Genomic DNA, 15201 nt, shown 5'->3' with positions numbered 1-15201 from the left:
TCAGGCCAGAAATTCTAGGGTTTCCGGGGTGATGGTCATGCGCAGTGTGTCGCCTGACGCCTGGCCGAGGGCCTGCCGCACAAGCGTCGCCTCCAGGAACTCGCATCCGTCATCCCCGCCAAAAGCCTGGCGTTTGACGTCATGAGCCCTGCCCGCGTTCTGTGCCGGGTCCGCTTCGCGTGCATACGCGCACAGATTGGGCTTCTGACCGTCATCGGACGGCAGAAGGGGAAGCCCGTTCGACATCATGTAGATCCCGTGATCTCCAACCAGCCACAGACCCGCAGGGATCTTTGCAGGATCGACGTCGTCCTGACGGCCCCATTCGCGCGCGCCGTGCCCGGGCTTGCGCAGGCTCTTGTCAAAGAGCTGCGTCAGCGTGGCACGGCGCTCGGACGCGGCCTCGGCATGGGCGAGAAGGCGCTCGATCAGCGCGCGGTCGAAGGTGACGATCATGGGATATTTCCTCGGATCAGAAATGAAAAACCCCGCACGATGGCGGGGCGTGTGGCGTTCGGAGAGGTGGAGGCTTCAGCCCCGACCATGGGCGGTGTGGGACGCGGAGGCGAGATAGTGATGGGGCACCGGGCCAGCCAGAAAGCTCGGCAGGCACGTAAAGGCGAAGACCAGGGCTAGAAAACCGAAGAACCCACCGGCCAGTCCGGCAACGTCCTTGATGTCCTGAAGGGTCTGTTGGGAAATCTGCATGAAAGGTCACTCCTGTTGCCGTCATCTCTTTTCTCTGATGACTTCTCCGGCACAGGCACAGGATGGCTGTGATGGCACAGGCGCCGCGCAACGGCGGGATCTCCACGACCCGGAGCCCGTCAGGGCGAGGACGCGTGGAGACCCACCCTTTGCCAGCGCAGACAGCCTGTGCTGCCCCTCTCTCCTTCTGCTTCTTTCCCTCTTTCTTCTTCCTGCTCTCCCTCCGCCCGGCTCGCGCGGGTGACGATACGGGGTTCAGATGTGTCCATTTTGGCGCGCGGATTTCTCCTGCCCGGCCTCATCCACCAGCTGATAGGCCGTCAGGGTCAGGTGGCCCGTCCAGCGATGCCTCAGGACGATCATGGGAACACCCTCGACCGTGCCATGCTCCCCGCGGCGGCTCGCCTCGGCGATCTGGGCGCGCGTGACGCGTGGCGGCTGCGTCCGGGTTCGGAAATCCGTCTCCGCCGCCTGCCGGTCCGAATAGGGGCCGTGCCAGTGCTGGGCGGCCTCTTTCGGCCAGAACGACGTCACGCGCAGATAGACACGCCCATCCGGTGCAACGCCAAGATGGACCTTGCGACGATCCAGAAGGCAGGTCTCGATCTGGAGAAGGCTTTCATCGACCATGGAAAACTCGCTCATCTTTTGAACTGTTAGATCTCGCAGGGGAGACATCATCCGCTCCCCTGCATTGGCCTCAGGCCGCCAGTTGGTCCGCCTGTGAGGCCGCAACCAGGACGGCGGCGGCCAGGGCAGGATGCTGGTGGGCGCGATAGCGCGACACCAGAGCGTCCCGGGTCTCGCAACTCAAAGCGGCCGCAGGCGCGCCTCTGGTTTCGGGACTGGCGGCGACTTCCACGACCCATCCCTTGAAGCCAGGATGGCCGTCGTCAGAGAGGCGTTCGGCCTCGGTGAGTGAGACCTCGCGCGGCTCTGCACCGTCCATGCGGAATGGCGTGTACCGTGTTCCCCATGAGGCCACACCTGCCGTGCCCTCGTGGGGAACCGGGTCTGCAATCGTGGTTTCCAGCCATTCGGAGGTGCCAAGCGCCTCGGAATCGTAAGCCGCGTCGAAGCCACGCGGCTTACGGCTGCCACGATTGACCGTGACCATGATCTTGAAGGACCGACCAGCGTGCTGAAGGGCAGTGTCGCGGCCAAAGCTCAGAATGAGCGGCTTGAGGCCCTCTACGGACGTGGCTTCGACGACACGTCTCTCTCCGAGATGGGACAGGAGCGCCATGTTGGTGCTGGTGAAATATCCCTCACGTTTTGCGGTGGCAGGCGTAGCACTGAGCGTAAAGAAAGCCATGTCGGTCTCCGGATATGACAAAGGCCGCCTCGCGGCGGCCTGGAAGAACTGTGACGAAACGAGGTGGGGTCAGAAGACGTATTCGGCGCTGCCGAAAACCTCCTGCCAGGGGCTCCGGCTCTTGGAGTGACAATCCGTCACGTCGTCATAGAACCCGGATCTGAAGCGCTTTCGGATATCCGAGACGGTCTTCTGCGCCGCATCGTCCAGCGGATCGTCGCAGCTGATCGACACGGACCCGTAGGAGGACTTGCGCACCCGGAACGTGTGGTTCGGCAGAGCGGCTTTCAGCAGGCGGCGGATGTTCTTTCCTGCCAGCACCCCGCTCTGGTCTGATCCCTGCTCCAGATGGGCGTACTCGGGATCGGTGCGCAGACGCTCGATTTCAGCCGCATGGGCTGCCTCAGCCTGCTCCTTCTGCGCCTGCTTTTCAGCGCGGCACGCTTCGGCATGAGCGCGCAGCTGCGCAATTTCCTCCGGTCCTGCCTTGGGCTCGTCGTGGAAGATCGTCCACTGCACGCCGTGCAGAATGCTCTCGAGCAGCCTCTTGCTGATACTGCCGCAGGCGAAGACGATGTCAAAACTCGCATTGCCCCCCGCGGCAATGAAGCCGCCAGCAAGGCGTCGGATCGTCTCGGGACGCGGCGTGCCATGGACCGCATACACGACGCCCCGGCCTCTGTTGTACAGGATGGTGCTGACGCGGGTGCCCACGGTGACAGTCGGGTGTTCGGACATGCTGATCTCCTTCTCTTCATGTCTCTTCAACTGTCCTCTCCGGGGTCAGGGCCTGGCTGGCGGGGCAAGGGCGACGCGTCAGCGGCGGTCCCGCAGGCGTCAGCCGAGGACACCACCCCTTGCGGCGACAGACAGGCTCTGGCACCCGCGCCCTCTCCTCTTTCTCTCTCTTTTCTCTTCGCTTTTCGTCCTCGTGCGGGCAGCCTCTTCCCCTGTGAAACAAGGCATCGTCTCACTGCACGAAAAAGGGCGGAGCCATGCTGACTCCGCCCTTGAAAATCGTAACCGGTTCGTCCACGTTCAGAGGTGAGCCGTGAGGGGCTTCGCAAAAAACACCTCACGGCCCGGTTTACCTTAAGTGATTTGCTCGGAGAGGCTCTTCAGTGCGGTGGCAACCGCCTGAAGGGTCCTCTTCGTTTTGCGTTTGACGACTGTTGGAAGGTATCCCCACGACTCCCTGTTAAATCAGACGTCACTCGGCTTTCTACGCGCTTCAGGCCAGACCTAAAAACAGGGCCAAAGCGCGATTGACAGAGAGCATGACCGTATCGCTGGCGATCCCGAAGGTTGGACCGATCTTGTCGCGGGAGACAGTGCTGGGCTTGTCGATCATCACCTGAGACGTCTTGCGCAGCCCGTTTCGCTCGTCCGGTGTTACCGACAGGCGAAGCAAGGGCGCGTCTATGAGCGTGCTGGTAACAGGGAGTACGGTCACAGAGGCCGTCGTTTCGAAGCGGTCAGCCTGGACGATTAGCGCGGGACGGGGTTTTCCGAGATCACCCTGGAGAGCAACGGTCACGAAGTCTCCCCGGTTCATGCATCCCATCCGTCGAGATCGCTGGCCGCGCTTTCAACGAAGGACATCAGCGCGGGATCGTGCCGTTCTGCTTCGGCCACGAGACGCGCCTGGCGCTTGCATTCTGCATCAAAGCCAGGTGTGCGCGTATCGGGTACCCAGATCTGGACAGGGCGCAGACCGGCCTTGCGAAGGGTGTCACGGCGCTTTTGGACGCGAATGGCAACAGGGGTCATGGCTTTTTCTCCTCTCGTTACATGTAACAAAAAAATTCCCTGATTTCTACTAAAAAGCGCTCAACGCTCAGGAACGGAATCAAGGCCGAAACCCTTGAAAAATAGTCTGCCATAGGGGCTCTTTCTTCTATCTGCTTACAAAAAATCGGCACTCAGAAGAGCGCCGCCTGATGTCCGGTCTATTCGTGGCCGCATGCGGCCTCAGATCCGAAGGATCTCCAGCCGCCCTCCCATGGCGGCCTGCATGGCCACCAGTTCCTGGGGCACCACAAGGTCCGGTTTTTCTGCCGGCTCATCCTCAGTGACGTGCGGCTCGCCAGCATCTTCTCCGCCCTCCTCGTCCATCCCGTCTTCCAGATCCTCCGGATCAGCGCACTCCAGGCCGTCTTCATCCCCGGCTTCCAGATCGTCTTTCAGGGCGGCCCATTTCGCGCGGCGGGCCTGCCTGTTTCGAACCTCATCGGTCCAGACGCCAGTCGCCTGCGCAAAGCCTGCGGCCTCCGGAACCCAGTGCCCGTCTCCCACGGCGTTCAGCAGGGCGGCCCGCATCTCCTTGCCTGTGTTGAGTGGTGCAAGCCCATGCGCCTGAACCGCTTTGGTGATGCCGGGCTTGCTGTAGGTCTTCAGGAAGTCCTCATCGGCCATGCTCGGCATGTGGGTATCCGCGTCGAACAGACAGCCCAGCAGTTCCGCTGCCATGCCGGAGCCGGAGTGCATGCTGACCTCACAGTTCATGAAGCCTCCGAGGCTTTCCAGCGCATGGCGGCGGATGAGCGCTTCATCACGCACCAGTTCGCCTTCCGGAAACAGCTCTTCCATGGCGGTTTTCACCGCGTTCTCATAAGGCGACCGGCCTGATGAACCGTAAATATGAACGTTATTGGCATTCAGTGCGAGCAGCAGGCCGGCCACCAGATCCCACGGATCCGCGTCTTCACTTTTCGCTTCCAGCGCCTTCTTCAGCGCGAGAGTCCGCACAGAGCCGATCATCTTCAGACCCGTTCCGGAAATGTCCGCGCGCTCCTTCTTTGCGGGTGGCGTCTGCTCCACCACGCGCGGTTCGGAGCGGACGGTTTCTTCACCCGTGTAGCGGAACTTCCGCTCTTCGACTTTCAGGGTACTCCGATTGAGCCAGTAGCCGACAACATCGGCCTCCTGCTCGCCCATCCAGTTCGCAACGAAGTTATAGCCCTGAGGGCGGAGGGGAGACCCATACTCGTCCGTCTCGACCGCGAGCGTTCCTTCGGGGCGGTGCTCGGCAATCCAGTCTTCCTGCGCCGCCCGAAACGCGGTGGCATCCGTGACGTAGCGATTGTCCTCACTGCCCTGCCCGAACAGATCTTCGGTCCAGACGACGCCATGCTTTTGCGCCAGCGCATCGTCAAACCGGGCATCACGCGCATACCACTCCTCCTGACGCAGGTGCCAGGTGAAGTCACGCCAGTCCACGGTATCATCCGGATCCTCGACGTTAAGGCGATACCCGGCCGGGTCCTCTCCCTCCTCCACGCTCTCGGCAAACATCTCAGCCCAGGCAGCGGCCTGATCCTCCAGCGACGACAGGGCCAGAGTCCGACGCTCTTTCAGGTCGGGGCCGCGGCCAATTTCGATGGCGTGCAGGATTGGCGGATGCAGCTTCGCGAGCAGGGTCAGTCCACGGAGATAGGCAGGCGTGATCATCAGCGCCATGCACAGCTGCTGATCCGTATAGCCAAGCTCTTCGCGCATCCGGGTCACGGCACGCCACTGGTCCGGCTCGGACATGCCTTCGCGGATCATGTTCTCACTGGCCGCCGCCAGGGCTTCGTGCTTGCTCTCTTCGTGCGTCACATGAACCGGAATTTGCGAAAGTCCGGCATAGATGGAGGCCCGCTTCCGGCGATGACCCGCTATGATCATCAGACGCCCGTCTTCCAGCTCCCGCACTTTTGGCGGGTGAATGAGTCCCACCTGCAAAATGTTCATCGCGAAGCGTCGGAGACTGTCCTGGCTGCTTTCTGCTTTGCGCGGATTTTCCGGATTATCGACAAGGGTGTTGGGATCGACAAGGCGCAGTTCGTCCATGATGGGCTCCAGTGATGTCGTAAGGGTGTCGAAAAGGTCTCGTGGGGGAGACGTCAGGCGGTCAGGCTGTGCGCGAGGTGGGAGACCACACGCTCGATATGCTCGACCTCAAGCTGCCGCGTTTCCAGCGTCAGCATGGCCGTGCCGTAAGACCCGTCTTCATCGGTGTCGTAATCGGCCTGCACGCGGCGGATAACGGTTTCGACGCAGTGCCAGACCACAAGGTCAAAGCTGTTCGGAAACAGAGGAGCAATCGTCTGGTCAGGTCCGAGCGCTGCAACGGCCTTCTCAAGGGACAGGTCTTCGAACAGATCCGGACTGTCGTCCGCTGTCACATGAAGCGTTGTCCACCAGCCTTCTTTGGCCTCGTACTCAACTTTGACCGTCTTCACACCATGCGTCTGCATCGCGTCAAAGATCAGCGTCAGGTTTGCTCTGAGCGCCACTTCGGCCGCGGGTTGTCCTGCCGGGTCTGACACGCCTCTCTCCTTTTATCTGTCGTGATGATCTCGGCGCGGGCACGGGGCGTGGCTTCGCGCAAGGCCGCGCGTCAGCGCGCCCGGCCTGAGCCTTGCGCGGAGCCGCGACCTGTGGCGGCTCCCTCTCTCATTTCCGCTTGTTTTCCCGCCTCTTCTTTTCTCCCTGAGGCAGGCAAGGCGGTGGCGGTTCAGTCGTAAAAGGGCAGCGTCCCGTCGATCGACCCGTCCCGATCGAAGTGGATGTAGTGGCAGTCCTGCTTTCGCGCCTGAACCATCAGGGCGGCCAGTTCGGGAGACACGTCCTGCGGGACGTCCTCCGCCTCGGTGGGAACATAAATCATCCAGCCATAAGGCCCGCCAAGACAGCTTCGCCCTGCTGTGCCTCCGCTGCTGAGATAAAGCTCGCACGCATCGCGCTCTGCGACTGGAAGATGCCCGGTACTGAGATCCAGGTGCCGGCAGACGACGCCCGCGGACGTCGGAGGAACGTCGCTCATGCCCGGGCCTCCGGCCGGACAATGAACGGGGTCAGACAGGTCGCCCCTGTCCAGCGATGAAAAGCCAGAATCATCTCGCCATACTCGCGCGTCTTCGTAAGTGTCCCGTTCAGACGCCTGCGTCTGACATCCTCGGGTGTCAGCACAGGCAGCGCATGGCGGTCCACGAAGTCGGCCTCGGCCTGAGCGGCATCCGCATACGGGCCATGCCAGTCATTCCGGTTGACCGGATAGGCGTCCACGGTGCGCAGCAGCACCTCACCGCTCGGGTATGTGAAAATTTCCACATTCAGGCCGCACAGGACTTTGGAGACGGTCGTGGTTTGCGGGGACGTCTGATGGTCGCACATGCTCTCTTCCTCTGATCTCTCTTTCAACCTCTCCGCGGATGCAGGGGCTGCCCGGTGCGGCAAGGCCGCGCGCCAGCGCGCCCGGCCTGAGCCTTGCCGCACCGGGCGGGCCATGCCCGCCCTTTCCCTCTTCTTATGCTGCCGCTTCTTCTTCCTCGCCTTCTCCCCCATTGTCGTTGACGCTCAGGCTCTCCATCGCGGCCAGGGCTTCCGCAGCATCCGCCTCCCGCCGCGCTGTATCCTCGGCCAGATCCGCCTCCAGAGACGCCATTTCCTCCTCCTTCTCCTCCAGAAGTGCGGCCTCGCGGAACGGCATCCCGTCACGGGCGCGGTAGCCGGGCAGCTTGCGCTCCGTCTCGGCAACCACACGCTGCGCATCCGCAAGCTCACTATCGAACCGCAGCAGGGTGTTCTCGATGCGGGCGATGAATCCGAGCGGCGCGGTGTCGTGATCAAAGTCGATCCCGATCATCCGGTCCTCGGCCACGATGGCGATGGTCGCGTCCCATTCCGTCTCACCCATGAAGGTCGAGCTCCAGGTCTCACACACCAGCTCGAAACCGCCGATCTCGCCGAGTTTCCACCGGCCTTTCTGCTCGGCACGTTTGGCGGTGCGCGCCTGACCCATCAGCCACCTGCCGGCATCCTGCCGCTCGGTCAGCACATCCGACTTGCGCACAAGCTGGAACGCCTCGCCCCGTGTCGACTGGCGTTTCGCGATATCCGCCCGGATCTTCGGAATAACGGCTTCGGCCACCCTCTGATCACGCTCGGCCCGCTCGATCGCGCGACGCACGTTGAACTGGTCGTCGTAATGGGCGGCTTTGAGACGACGCAGACGGGCCAGCTCTGCTTCCAGTCCCGCCTTTTTCATCAGGCGTTCGTCGCCCGAGGCCAGTGCCTTCGCCATGGCAAACTGGTTCGCACTCTCGCCGATATCCTCCAGACGACGGATCGACCGGTCTCCCGACATGGCCAGACACAGGAAGCGCTGTTTGCGCTCCAGAAGCTGCCAGTTCGTGGCATCCACCGACCCTTTCAGGGCGTAGGCGTAAATTTGGATGACCGGGTTCTGGTTGCCCTGGCGTTCGATCCGTCCCTCACGCTGGATGATGTCGGCCACCAGCCAGGGCACATCGAGGTGGTGCAGGGCAATCAGACGCTGCTGTGCGTTCACGCCCGTGCCCATCGTCGCACTCGAACCGATCAGGATGCGTTTGCGTCCCGAATTGAGATCCCGGAACAGCCCCTGCTTGGCGGCACTTTTCTTGTAGTGCTGCATGAAGGCGATCTGCTCGCGCGGCACACCCATCCGCATCAGTTCGTCGCGGATCCACAGATAGGCCGAGAAGCCCCGTTTCTCCAGCGCCGCTTCCGTGCCCAGATCCGAGAAGATCATCTGCACGGCCCCGGGCAGGTCATAGGACTTGCCGGTGTCGGGATCGGTGTAGCGGTTTTCGCTCGTCGCCTTCCAGATGTCGAAGACCCTCGCGATCATGACGTTCAGCTTGTTGCTGGTGTCATTGTCCTCCGAAGGTCGGACAAAACGCAGATCAATCGCTGCGTGACGCGCATCGTTGATCACGGACAGGATGATATCCTCACCCTTCTGCGGCTTGCCTTTGCGCTCCTCGATCACCTTGATCCGCGCTTCCAGCTCCTTCTGGTAATCGCGAAAGGCGGGTCCGCTGTCTGCGACGATGATCTGTCGGCTGCCCGTGGCGATGTCAGGCAGCTTCACGTACTGGCGCAGGTCGTCCTGCTGCACGACGTCCGCAAAATGCCGGTACATGGCCATCAGATCGGCCACGTTCACGAACTCCGCAAACCGCGTCACAGGCTTGTACAGCCCGCTCGGCTGAAGTTCGAGTTCCGTGCGGGTCTCCCCGAAATTGGCGGCCCAGGCATCGAACTCGTGCAGGCCACGCTCGATCAGGGCGTCGATCTGCTGGAAGCGCTGCACATTGTACATCTCGCCCAGAGTGTTCGTAATCGGCGAGCCCGAGGCCATGATTAGCTCGCGACCGGGGTTGAGACGGCTGAGATACCGGGCCTTGACATACAGGTCCCAGGCCCGCCCGCTGCCGTTCGGATCGACCCCTTTGAGGCTGGACTGGTTCGTACCGAAGCTGAGCTTGCGGAACTGCTGCGCTTCGTCCACGAGGATCTGGTCGATCCCGATCTCGCCAAGATGCACCAGATCGTCCTTGCGGCTGGCCAGCCCCTCCAGTTTGGCCTCCATCCCCTCCTTCATGCGCTCGATGCGCTTGCGCGACACGCGATCGTCCTTGTCCACATCGCACAGCAGGCTCTCGTAAGACGCGATCTGCGCCTCGATCATCGCCTGCTCGAACCTGGTCTCGACCGGAATGAACTTGAAGGCATCATGCGTGATGATGATCGCATCCCACTGACCCGTGGCCGCACGGGCGAGAAAGCGCTGGCGCTTCGCCTTCACGAAGTTCGTCTCGTCCGCCACCAGGATCTTCGCGGTCGGGTAGAGCATCAGAAACTCGCGGGCCATCTGCGCCAGACAGTGTCCCGGCACCACAACCATGGCCTTCGAGATCAGGCCAAGACGGCGCTGCTCCATGATCGCCGCGCACATCGAGAAGGTCTTTCCCGACCCCACAGCGTGGGCCATGTAAGTGTTTCCTGTGGCGATGATGCGCCAGACCACCCGCTTCTGGTGAGCACGCAGCTGGATCGTGGTGCTGGCCCCGGGCAACTGCAGATGCGAGCCGTCAAAGGCGCGGGGGATGAGGTTGTTGTAGGTGTCGTTATACAGCCGTACCAGACGCTCGGCGCGCTCTGGATCCTGCCACACCCAGGTCTGGAAGGCTGTCTTGATAGCGGCGAGCTTTTCCTTGGCGGCCTCGGTCTCCTGCGCATTCAGCTGCCGGTGCTCGCCGTTCTCGTCGCGCCACGTGTCCCAGATCTGCGGAATGGCCTGATTGAGCGCATCCTCGATCAGTTCGCCTGCGGGACGGCGTTCGGTGCCCCAGGCGGACGTCGCCTCGGCCTTGCCACGGAACGGTCCCTTGTCCAGGGTCCAGGACGCCACCTCTTTGGTGTGCCACACGCCGGCTTCGACCCCGATCACCTCGGCGATGAAGCCCTCGATGTCGGCGGTCGGGATCCACGGCGCGCCCAAACGGGCGGTAATGTCACTCGGCCGCAGATCCTCGGGCTGGGCCTCTTCCAGCGCGGCCAAGGTGCGGGCAAAGCGGGGATCGGTCTCAGCGGCTTTGCGGGCCTCCGCCAGCTTCGTGCGCACCGCCCCTGACAGGGCTTCGTCGGCGGGCACCCAGACATCGCGTCCGGGCTGGCTGCGTGCGGCATCGAGGTAGATGGCACTGCCCAGCTCGGCGATGACCTCGTCCTCGGACCGTCCCAACAGTTCGGCAATGCGCGGGATCTCCACCACACCCGTCTCGTGCAGGCAGACCGCGAGCGCGTCATGGGCGCTGTGCACCTCCGGCTCCAGCGTCGCCTGGATCACACGCTCGGAGAACAGCGGCCCCTGTGTGCCGACCTGCCGGTCCTCGTCGTACTCCTCGATCGAGCTGACCAGCCAGACGTCCGGATCGTCATAAAAGGGCTGGAGGTTCGGACGCCGCTGCGTCGTGCTCTCGTCCCCGGTTTTGGGATCAATGCGCGTGCTGGTCTGCGTGAGGTTGATCGGCCCGAACTGTCGCACAAAGGACTGATAGGCGCGTTTAAGATCCGCCTGGAGCCCGCTGTAGGGCAGGTTCTCCACCTGGGCGCGCAGGACCGCGCGGGCGGCATCACGGACCGGGATCAGGCCTTCGATGATACGCGCGTGCTTCTGGAACATGCCGTCCTTCTGCTCGCCTTTCTTGACCTGCACCGGCACCGACTGGCCGTCAACGATCTGGTGCAGGCCCCCCTTCTCAATCAGGTAGCTGCCTTCCTTGAGGCTGGCCCCCTCCCCTGCCGTACCGACATCCGCTCGGCGGCATGCGCGCAGAGCCTCGACGTCGAGCGTCTGTGGCATCGGGAAGCGGGCTAGCGCGGCCAGACGGGAGAGTGCGCTCGGCAGGGCGTCGTCGAGCATCAGCATCGGGTTCGGGGCGCAGGTGTATTCCGGCCCGAACTGCCCGCTCGTCCAGCCATGCCGACCCAGCACCTGCTGACCGTTCTCCGCAAAATAGCGGTTGATGCTGAGCGGTCCCTCCCCCTCGTCGGTGTCGGACAGGTCCGCAACCTCCAGCCAGGCGGTCCCGCCCGGGCTGTCTCCAATCTCGCGACGGCGCAGAACCAGCACGTCCACGACCACGTCCGTTCCGGCATCATCGCGCATCGCGCCAGCCGGCAAGCGAACCGCACCGACCAGATCGGCCGTTTCGAACAGGTGCCGGCGTGCTGTGGCGTCGCGCTTGTCCATCGTCCAACGCGACGTTACGAACAGACCCATCGCTCCAGGCCGCAGGCGGGACACTGCGCGTGCAATGAAGTAGTCATGCAGCGACAGCCCAAGCCGCCCCAACTCGTCCGTGCCGCGCACCGTGCGGTTACTGAACGGCGGGTTGCCAATCGTGAGGTCGAACTGCTCGGCAATCTTCGCCGTCGTGAAGTCCTCTGACCGGACCCACTGGTTCGGAAACAGCTTGCGGGCGATGCGGGCGGTCAGCGGATCGTTCTCAATCGCCGTCCAGGCCGTCTTCGGGGCAAGTTTCTCCGGGATCGCGCCCATGAACAGACCCGTGCCACAGCCCGGCTCCAGCGCACGTCCGCCGCGGAACCCCATCTGCGCCACCAGATCCCACAGCGCATGCACGATCAGTTCCGGCGTGTAATGCGCGTACTGCGTGGCCCGCGCCAGTCCGGCCCGCTCCTGCTGGCTCGTCAGCGTCTCAAGCTGCACCCCGATCTCTTCCCAGCCCTGACGGAAGGCTTCGCCCGGACGGGGGAACAGGCTGTTGGCCAGCTCCCCGGCTCCAAATCCCGTAAACTTCGCCAGCAAAGCCTGCTCGGACGGCGTTGCATTGCGGCCCTCCGTTTCAAGTTCGGTCAGAAGACGGATGGCGGCGAGGTTGTCCCGCGCCCGCGCTTTCCAGCCCTGTGCCAGCTCGCGTGTGCCGCAGAGACGGAAGTCAATCTTAGACGCGGCAACCGGGGCTGCGGTGGCTTCTTTCGCGAGGGAGGCGGCCTCTTCGAACGCACGATCTCCGGGCAGGTCGCCCCAGAACAGGGTGCTGCTGCCGCCACCCAGGGCGGAGGTGTCGAAAAAGCTGAGCTGGGTCTTGCTCATGGGAGGAACTCCGGACAAGCGGCAGCGCCCGGTGCTGCGCGGGGACAGACCGGGGGGCCGGAAAACAAACAGGATGGGTTTGGGCGAAAGGCGCTCAGGCCTTCCGGGTCAGGTCACAGCGGACCGAAGCGCAGGGAGATCTGTTCGCGCTCACTGTGAGACAGACGCGACAGGGCCTCACGGTGATAGGGCGATCCCTGACGGGCCTGGCGCGCGACCTGCCACCAGGCATTCTGGTCCGAGCAGGTCACGCCGCGCAGCTGGGTGTCAGCGTGCTCCGGGCCGCAGCCTTCGAGAATGGTCCAGCCCTCGCGGTGGGCCTGAACCAGGCTGAAATTCTGTGTGGGGGTTGGGCGTGTGAGGGCCATGACGGGCATCGTCTGCTGTCTCCTTTCTGACCCTTTCCGGCGAGCGCGGCGTCGTTCTGGGCGGCAAGGGCGACGCGTCAGCGTCGGGACCGCCCGGCCCGCAGCGCCAGCGAGGACACGGACGGACCCACCCCTTGCGGCACAGGGCGATCCCGTGGTGCCTGCCCTTCTTTCCTTCCTTTTCTTTCCTCTTTTTCTTTTACGGTCCGCGTCTTCTGCGATTTGTGCTCTCACGATCAAAGAAACATGACCGTGTTTCGACGCGGCTCAGGGAACTGTTAATATCTGAGGCAGTAATAGTCGTAACGACTTGCAGTCATGACCTGAAAGAGCCATGTCCAGAGCTCTTCCAGAACCTTGAGGGACATTTATGACCGACCTGAATGAGACCAGTGCACACCCTCATGCTGATCTTCTGCCACTCACCGCCGACATCGTGGCCGCCTATCTGTCGCAGAACGAGCTTTCCGCCGACCATCTGCCCGCGCTGATCCGCAGCGTGCACGATGCCCTCACCACCCCGACCAAGGCCGAGCCTGTCGCGGAAGAAGCCCCGACCCCCGCCGTGAACCCGAAGCGCTCCGTGTTTCCGGACTACATCATCTGCCTGGAAGACGGGAAAAAGCTGAAAATGCTCCGCCGTCATCTCAAGACAGCCTACAACATGACCCCGGAGGAGTACCGGGCCCGGTGGGGCCTGCCGCGCGAGTATCCAATGGTGGCACCCAGCTATTCCGAGAAACGCTCGTCCCTCGCCCGCGAAATTGGCCTGGGCTCTACGACCCGCGCCTCTGCGTCGCAGGAGCCCTCCCCTGAGGAAGACACCCTTCCTCCGGTAAAGAAGCTTCCCGAGAAACGTCGCGGCCGTCCGGCCCGCGCCTGAGACTAGACCGGCCCTCCCCCGGTGCCGAAGGCTCCGGCCGGGAGGGTCCAGTCCTCTGTCAGAACCGTCTCTAACGGTCGGTCTGCCAGGCAGGCTGCGACCAGGTCGGGCCGCGACCGGGCTTCCTGATAGACCGTCCCTTCGGACGACAGCTGTTCGAGCCCCCCTGTCACGTTTGATCGTGCAGCCGAAGTCCTTTTCATATCTGACCAGTTTCGCAAACCGGTTCGCATCCATCCATTTCAGGGTGGCGAACTGGTCTGCATTGCCGAAGATGCAGAACGCGCAGGACAGGCGCGAAAAGCCGACCTGATAGGGAAAGGCGGGCATCACGCGCCAGCGCTCGAGGATGGCCCAGACTTCGGCCTCGGACCAGGCGTGCACGGGCCGGAAGTGATCGACATGTCGACGCCGCCGCGTCCCGTTTCTCGTGTCAGTCCGTTGGCGTTCGAAGGCCGCATAGCGGGCCCGTGCGGGACTTTCCTCAGCACGCTCGCCTGTGACCATGAGGGTACGTCGGTTCAGGAACCGCTCCTGTCCCCGCAAGGCGCGATCGGCCACATCAACCTTGAGGCTTGCCGAACACCAGCGCACGGAGAGGCTGGCTGAGACCTGGGGAAAGCGCAGGCGTGTACCCTCTGGCCCCTGCCCGCCTGCTGTGATGACCCCGTCAGGGGTTTCGAAGACAACCGGAGCTGTGGGCGCATTGTCCCGCAGCATTTCGCGCTCGAAGTCACCCTCGCGCCAGGGCTGCGACATACGGGCCTGTGGAGGGCCAGTCCATGAAGGACCGCCCTGCCCCATCCACCTCGTGATGCCAGAGCTCGATGCGTTCGGCCGGAGCACCGGCTTCCAGCAGGGCGAGCAGACAGGCCGTGCCGTCCTTGCCTCCCGACACGGCGACAATAATGTGGTCATAGGACGCGAGATCCGGGCTCATGAGGTCCACCGACTGACAGGCGCGCCTGTCCGCACCGAGCGGCACATCAGAGCGTGGGCGATCGGGCGTTCCCGCAATAGCAGCGGCTTTTCGTGGCGACCGTCCCAGGTCAGTCCCTCACAAGGCATCAGAAGCCCCATCTGGACGGCCGCTTCGTCGCGACAGGCGCACACACGCTCATTGCCAGCTGAGCTGCGGCGGCACGGCTCATCCGCAGGTGCGCCGCAGCCCGTGCAGGCAATCGTCAACGCCGGATCACCATCTTCCCAATGCGCGTTGCAGCGGCGGCATGTTGTGGGCTCCTGGGTATCCGTCCAGCGCATAGGCGGCCGGCCACGGGGTGTTGGGACATAGGGGAACTGGTAGCGTTGCATGATGCTCGATCCATCTCTGGTTCTTCAAACATCATCGCGACGGTCAGACAGGCGACCGTGCTGCAACAGTGCCACGCAGCGGCAGGATCGGCGTCACCCGGACCCACGCACAGGCGGCGCAGCCGGCGAGCATGGGGAGGACAGACGGCGACCCACCTGTTGCAGCACGGGCGGCTGA

At 63.2% G+C, this 15201-nt stretch carries 15 protein-coding genes and 1 pseudogene; 1 reads left to right on the top strand and 15 read right to left on the bottom strand.

Features of this window, described 5'->3' with window-relative positions; all coding sequences use genetic code 11:
• The 13 genes from AC3B6F_RS11925 to AC3B6F_RS11865 form a co-directional block, all read right to left on the bottom strand.
• Nucleotides 1-456 carry a DUF3085 domain-containing protein gene (locus tag AC3B6F_RS11925; RefSeq protein ID WP_415575208.1) on the bottom strand — a complete coding sequence of 152 codons (456 nt, stop codon included), beginning with the start codon at nucleotides 454-456 and terminating at the stop codon, nucleotides 1-3.
• 75 nt (nucleotides 457-531) lie between these two features.
• Nucleotides 532-708, bottom strand: a complete 177-nt coding sequence (locus AC3B6F_RS11920) for a hypothetical protein (protein ID WP_156472135.1) — start codon at nucleotides 706-708, stop codon at nucleotides 532-534.
• Between the two features lie 255 nt (nucleotides 709-963).
• A complete protein-coding gene (locus AC3B6F_RS11915; RefSeq protein ID WP_489824528.1) occupies nucleotides 964-1353 on the bottom strand; it encodes a hypothetical protein in 390 nt (129 codons plus the stop codon).
• Nucleotides 1354-1408: 55 nt separating this feature from the next.
• On the bottom strand, nucleotides 1409-2023 hold the full coding sequence (locus AC3B6F_RS11910; protein WP_489824527.1) for a hypothetical protein: 615 nt from the start codon (nucleotides 2021-2023) through the stop codon (nucleotides 1409-1411).
• 69 nt (nucleotides 2024-2092) lie between these two features.
• Nucleotides 2093-2761 (bottom strand): LPD29 domain-containing protein, encoded by a 669-nt coding sequence (locus tag AC3B6F_RS11905; protein ID WP_489824526.1) that lies wholly within the window; start codon nucleotides 2759-2761, stop codon nucleotides 2093-2095.
• A 493-nt stretch (nucleotides 2762-3254) separates the two neighbouring features.
• Nucleotides 3255-3560, bottom strand: a complete 306-nt coding sequence (locus tag AC3B6F_RS11900) for a type II toxin-antitoxin system PemK/MazF family toxin (protein WP_415528103.1) — start codon at nucleotides 3558-3560, stop codon at nucleotides 3255-3257.
• A gap of 14 nt (nucleotides 3561-3574) precedes the next feature.
• A complete protein-coding gene (locus AC3B6F_RS11895) occupies nucleotides 3575-3793 on the bottom strand; it encodes an antitoxin MazE family protein (RefSeq protein WP_346006236.1) in 219 nt (72 codons plus the stop codon).
• A gap of 201 nt (nucleotides 3794-3994) precedes the next feature.
• Complete coding sequence (locus tag AC3B6F_RS11890) at nucleotides 3995-5857, bottom strand: ParB/RepB/Spo0J family partition protein (protein WP_489824525.1); 1863 nt, start codon at nucleotides 5855-5857, stop codon at nucleotides 3995-3997.
• A 53-nt stretch (nucleotides 5858-5910) separates the two neighbouring features.
• Complete coding sequence (locus AC3B6F_RS11885; RefSeq protein WP_489824524.1) at nucleotides 5911-6336, bottom strand: hypothetical protein; 426 nt, start codon at nucleotides 6334-6336, stop codon at nucleotides 5911-5913.
• Nucleotides 6337-6524: 188 nt separating this feature from the next.
• Nucleotides 6525-6833, bottom strand: coding sequence for a DUF5983 family protein (locus tag AC3B6F_RS11880; protein WP_489824523.1), 309 nt, complete (start codon nucleotides 6831-6833; stop codon nucleotides 6525-6527).
• Nucleotides 6830-7183, bottom strand: coding sequence for a hypothetical protein (locus AC3B6F_RS11875; RefSeq protein ID WP_489824522.1), 354 nt, complete (start codon nucleotides 7181-7183; stop codon nucleotides 6830-6832). The genes AC3B6F_RS11880 and AC3B6F_RS11875 overlap by 4 nt, the downstream gene beginning before the upstream one ends.
• Nucleotides 7184-7316: 133 nt before the next feature.
• Nucleotides 7317-12458: a DEAD/DEAH box helicase family protein gene (locus AC3B6F_RS11870; protein WP_489824521.1), complete on the bottom strand. Its 5142-nt coding sequence runs from the start codon at nucleotides 12456-12458 to the stop codon at nucleotides 7317-7319.
• A gap of 113 nt (nucleotides 12459-12571) precedes the next feature.
• On the bottom strand, nucleotides 12572-12835 hold the full coding sequence (locus AC3B6F_RS11865) for a hypothetical protein (protein WP_141353760.1): 264 nt from the start codon (nucleotides 12833-12835) through the stop codon (nucleotides 12572-12574).
• A 361-nt stretch (nucleotides 12836-13196) separates the two neighbouring features.
• Here AC3B6F_RS11865 and AC3B6F_RS11860 point away from each other — a divergent pair, with 361 nt between their 5' ends.
• Nucleotides 13197-13709, top strand: coding sequence for a Ros/MucR family transcriptional regulator (locus AC3B6F_RS11860; protein WP_489823319.1), 513 nt, complete (start codon nucleotides 13197-13199; stop codon nucleotides 13707-13709).
• Between the two features lie 2 nt (nucleotides 13710-13711).
• On the opposite strand, the pseudogene AC3B6F_RS11855 reads toward AC3B6F_RS11860, so the two are convergent.
• Both AC3B6F_RS11855 and AC3B6F_RS11850 read right to left on the bottom strand, forming a co-directional pair.
• A pseudogene (locus AC3B6F_RS11855) lies at nucleotides 13712-14649 on the bottom strand (phosphoadenosine phosphosulfate reductase domain-containing protein).
• Nucleotides 14646-15023 carry a hypothetical protein gene (locus AC3B6F_RS11850; protein ID WP_489824520.1) on the bottom strand — a complete coding sequence of 126 codons (378 nt, stop codon included), beginning with the start codon at nucleotides 15021-15023 and terminating at the stop codon, nucleotides 14646-14648. Before AC3B6F_RS11850 ends, AC3B6F_RS11855 begins: the two are co-directional and overlap by 4 nt.
• Nucleotides 15024-15201 lie beyond the last annotated feature (178 nt).

It is taken from the genome of Gluconobacter sp. ESL1110 (genome assembly GCF_058107395.1).
Note: the sequence above shows the minus strand (reverse complement) of the source record. Positions and strands in the feature narration are given on the sequence as shown.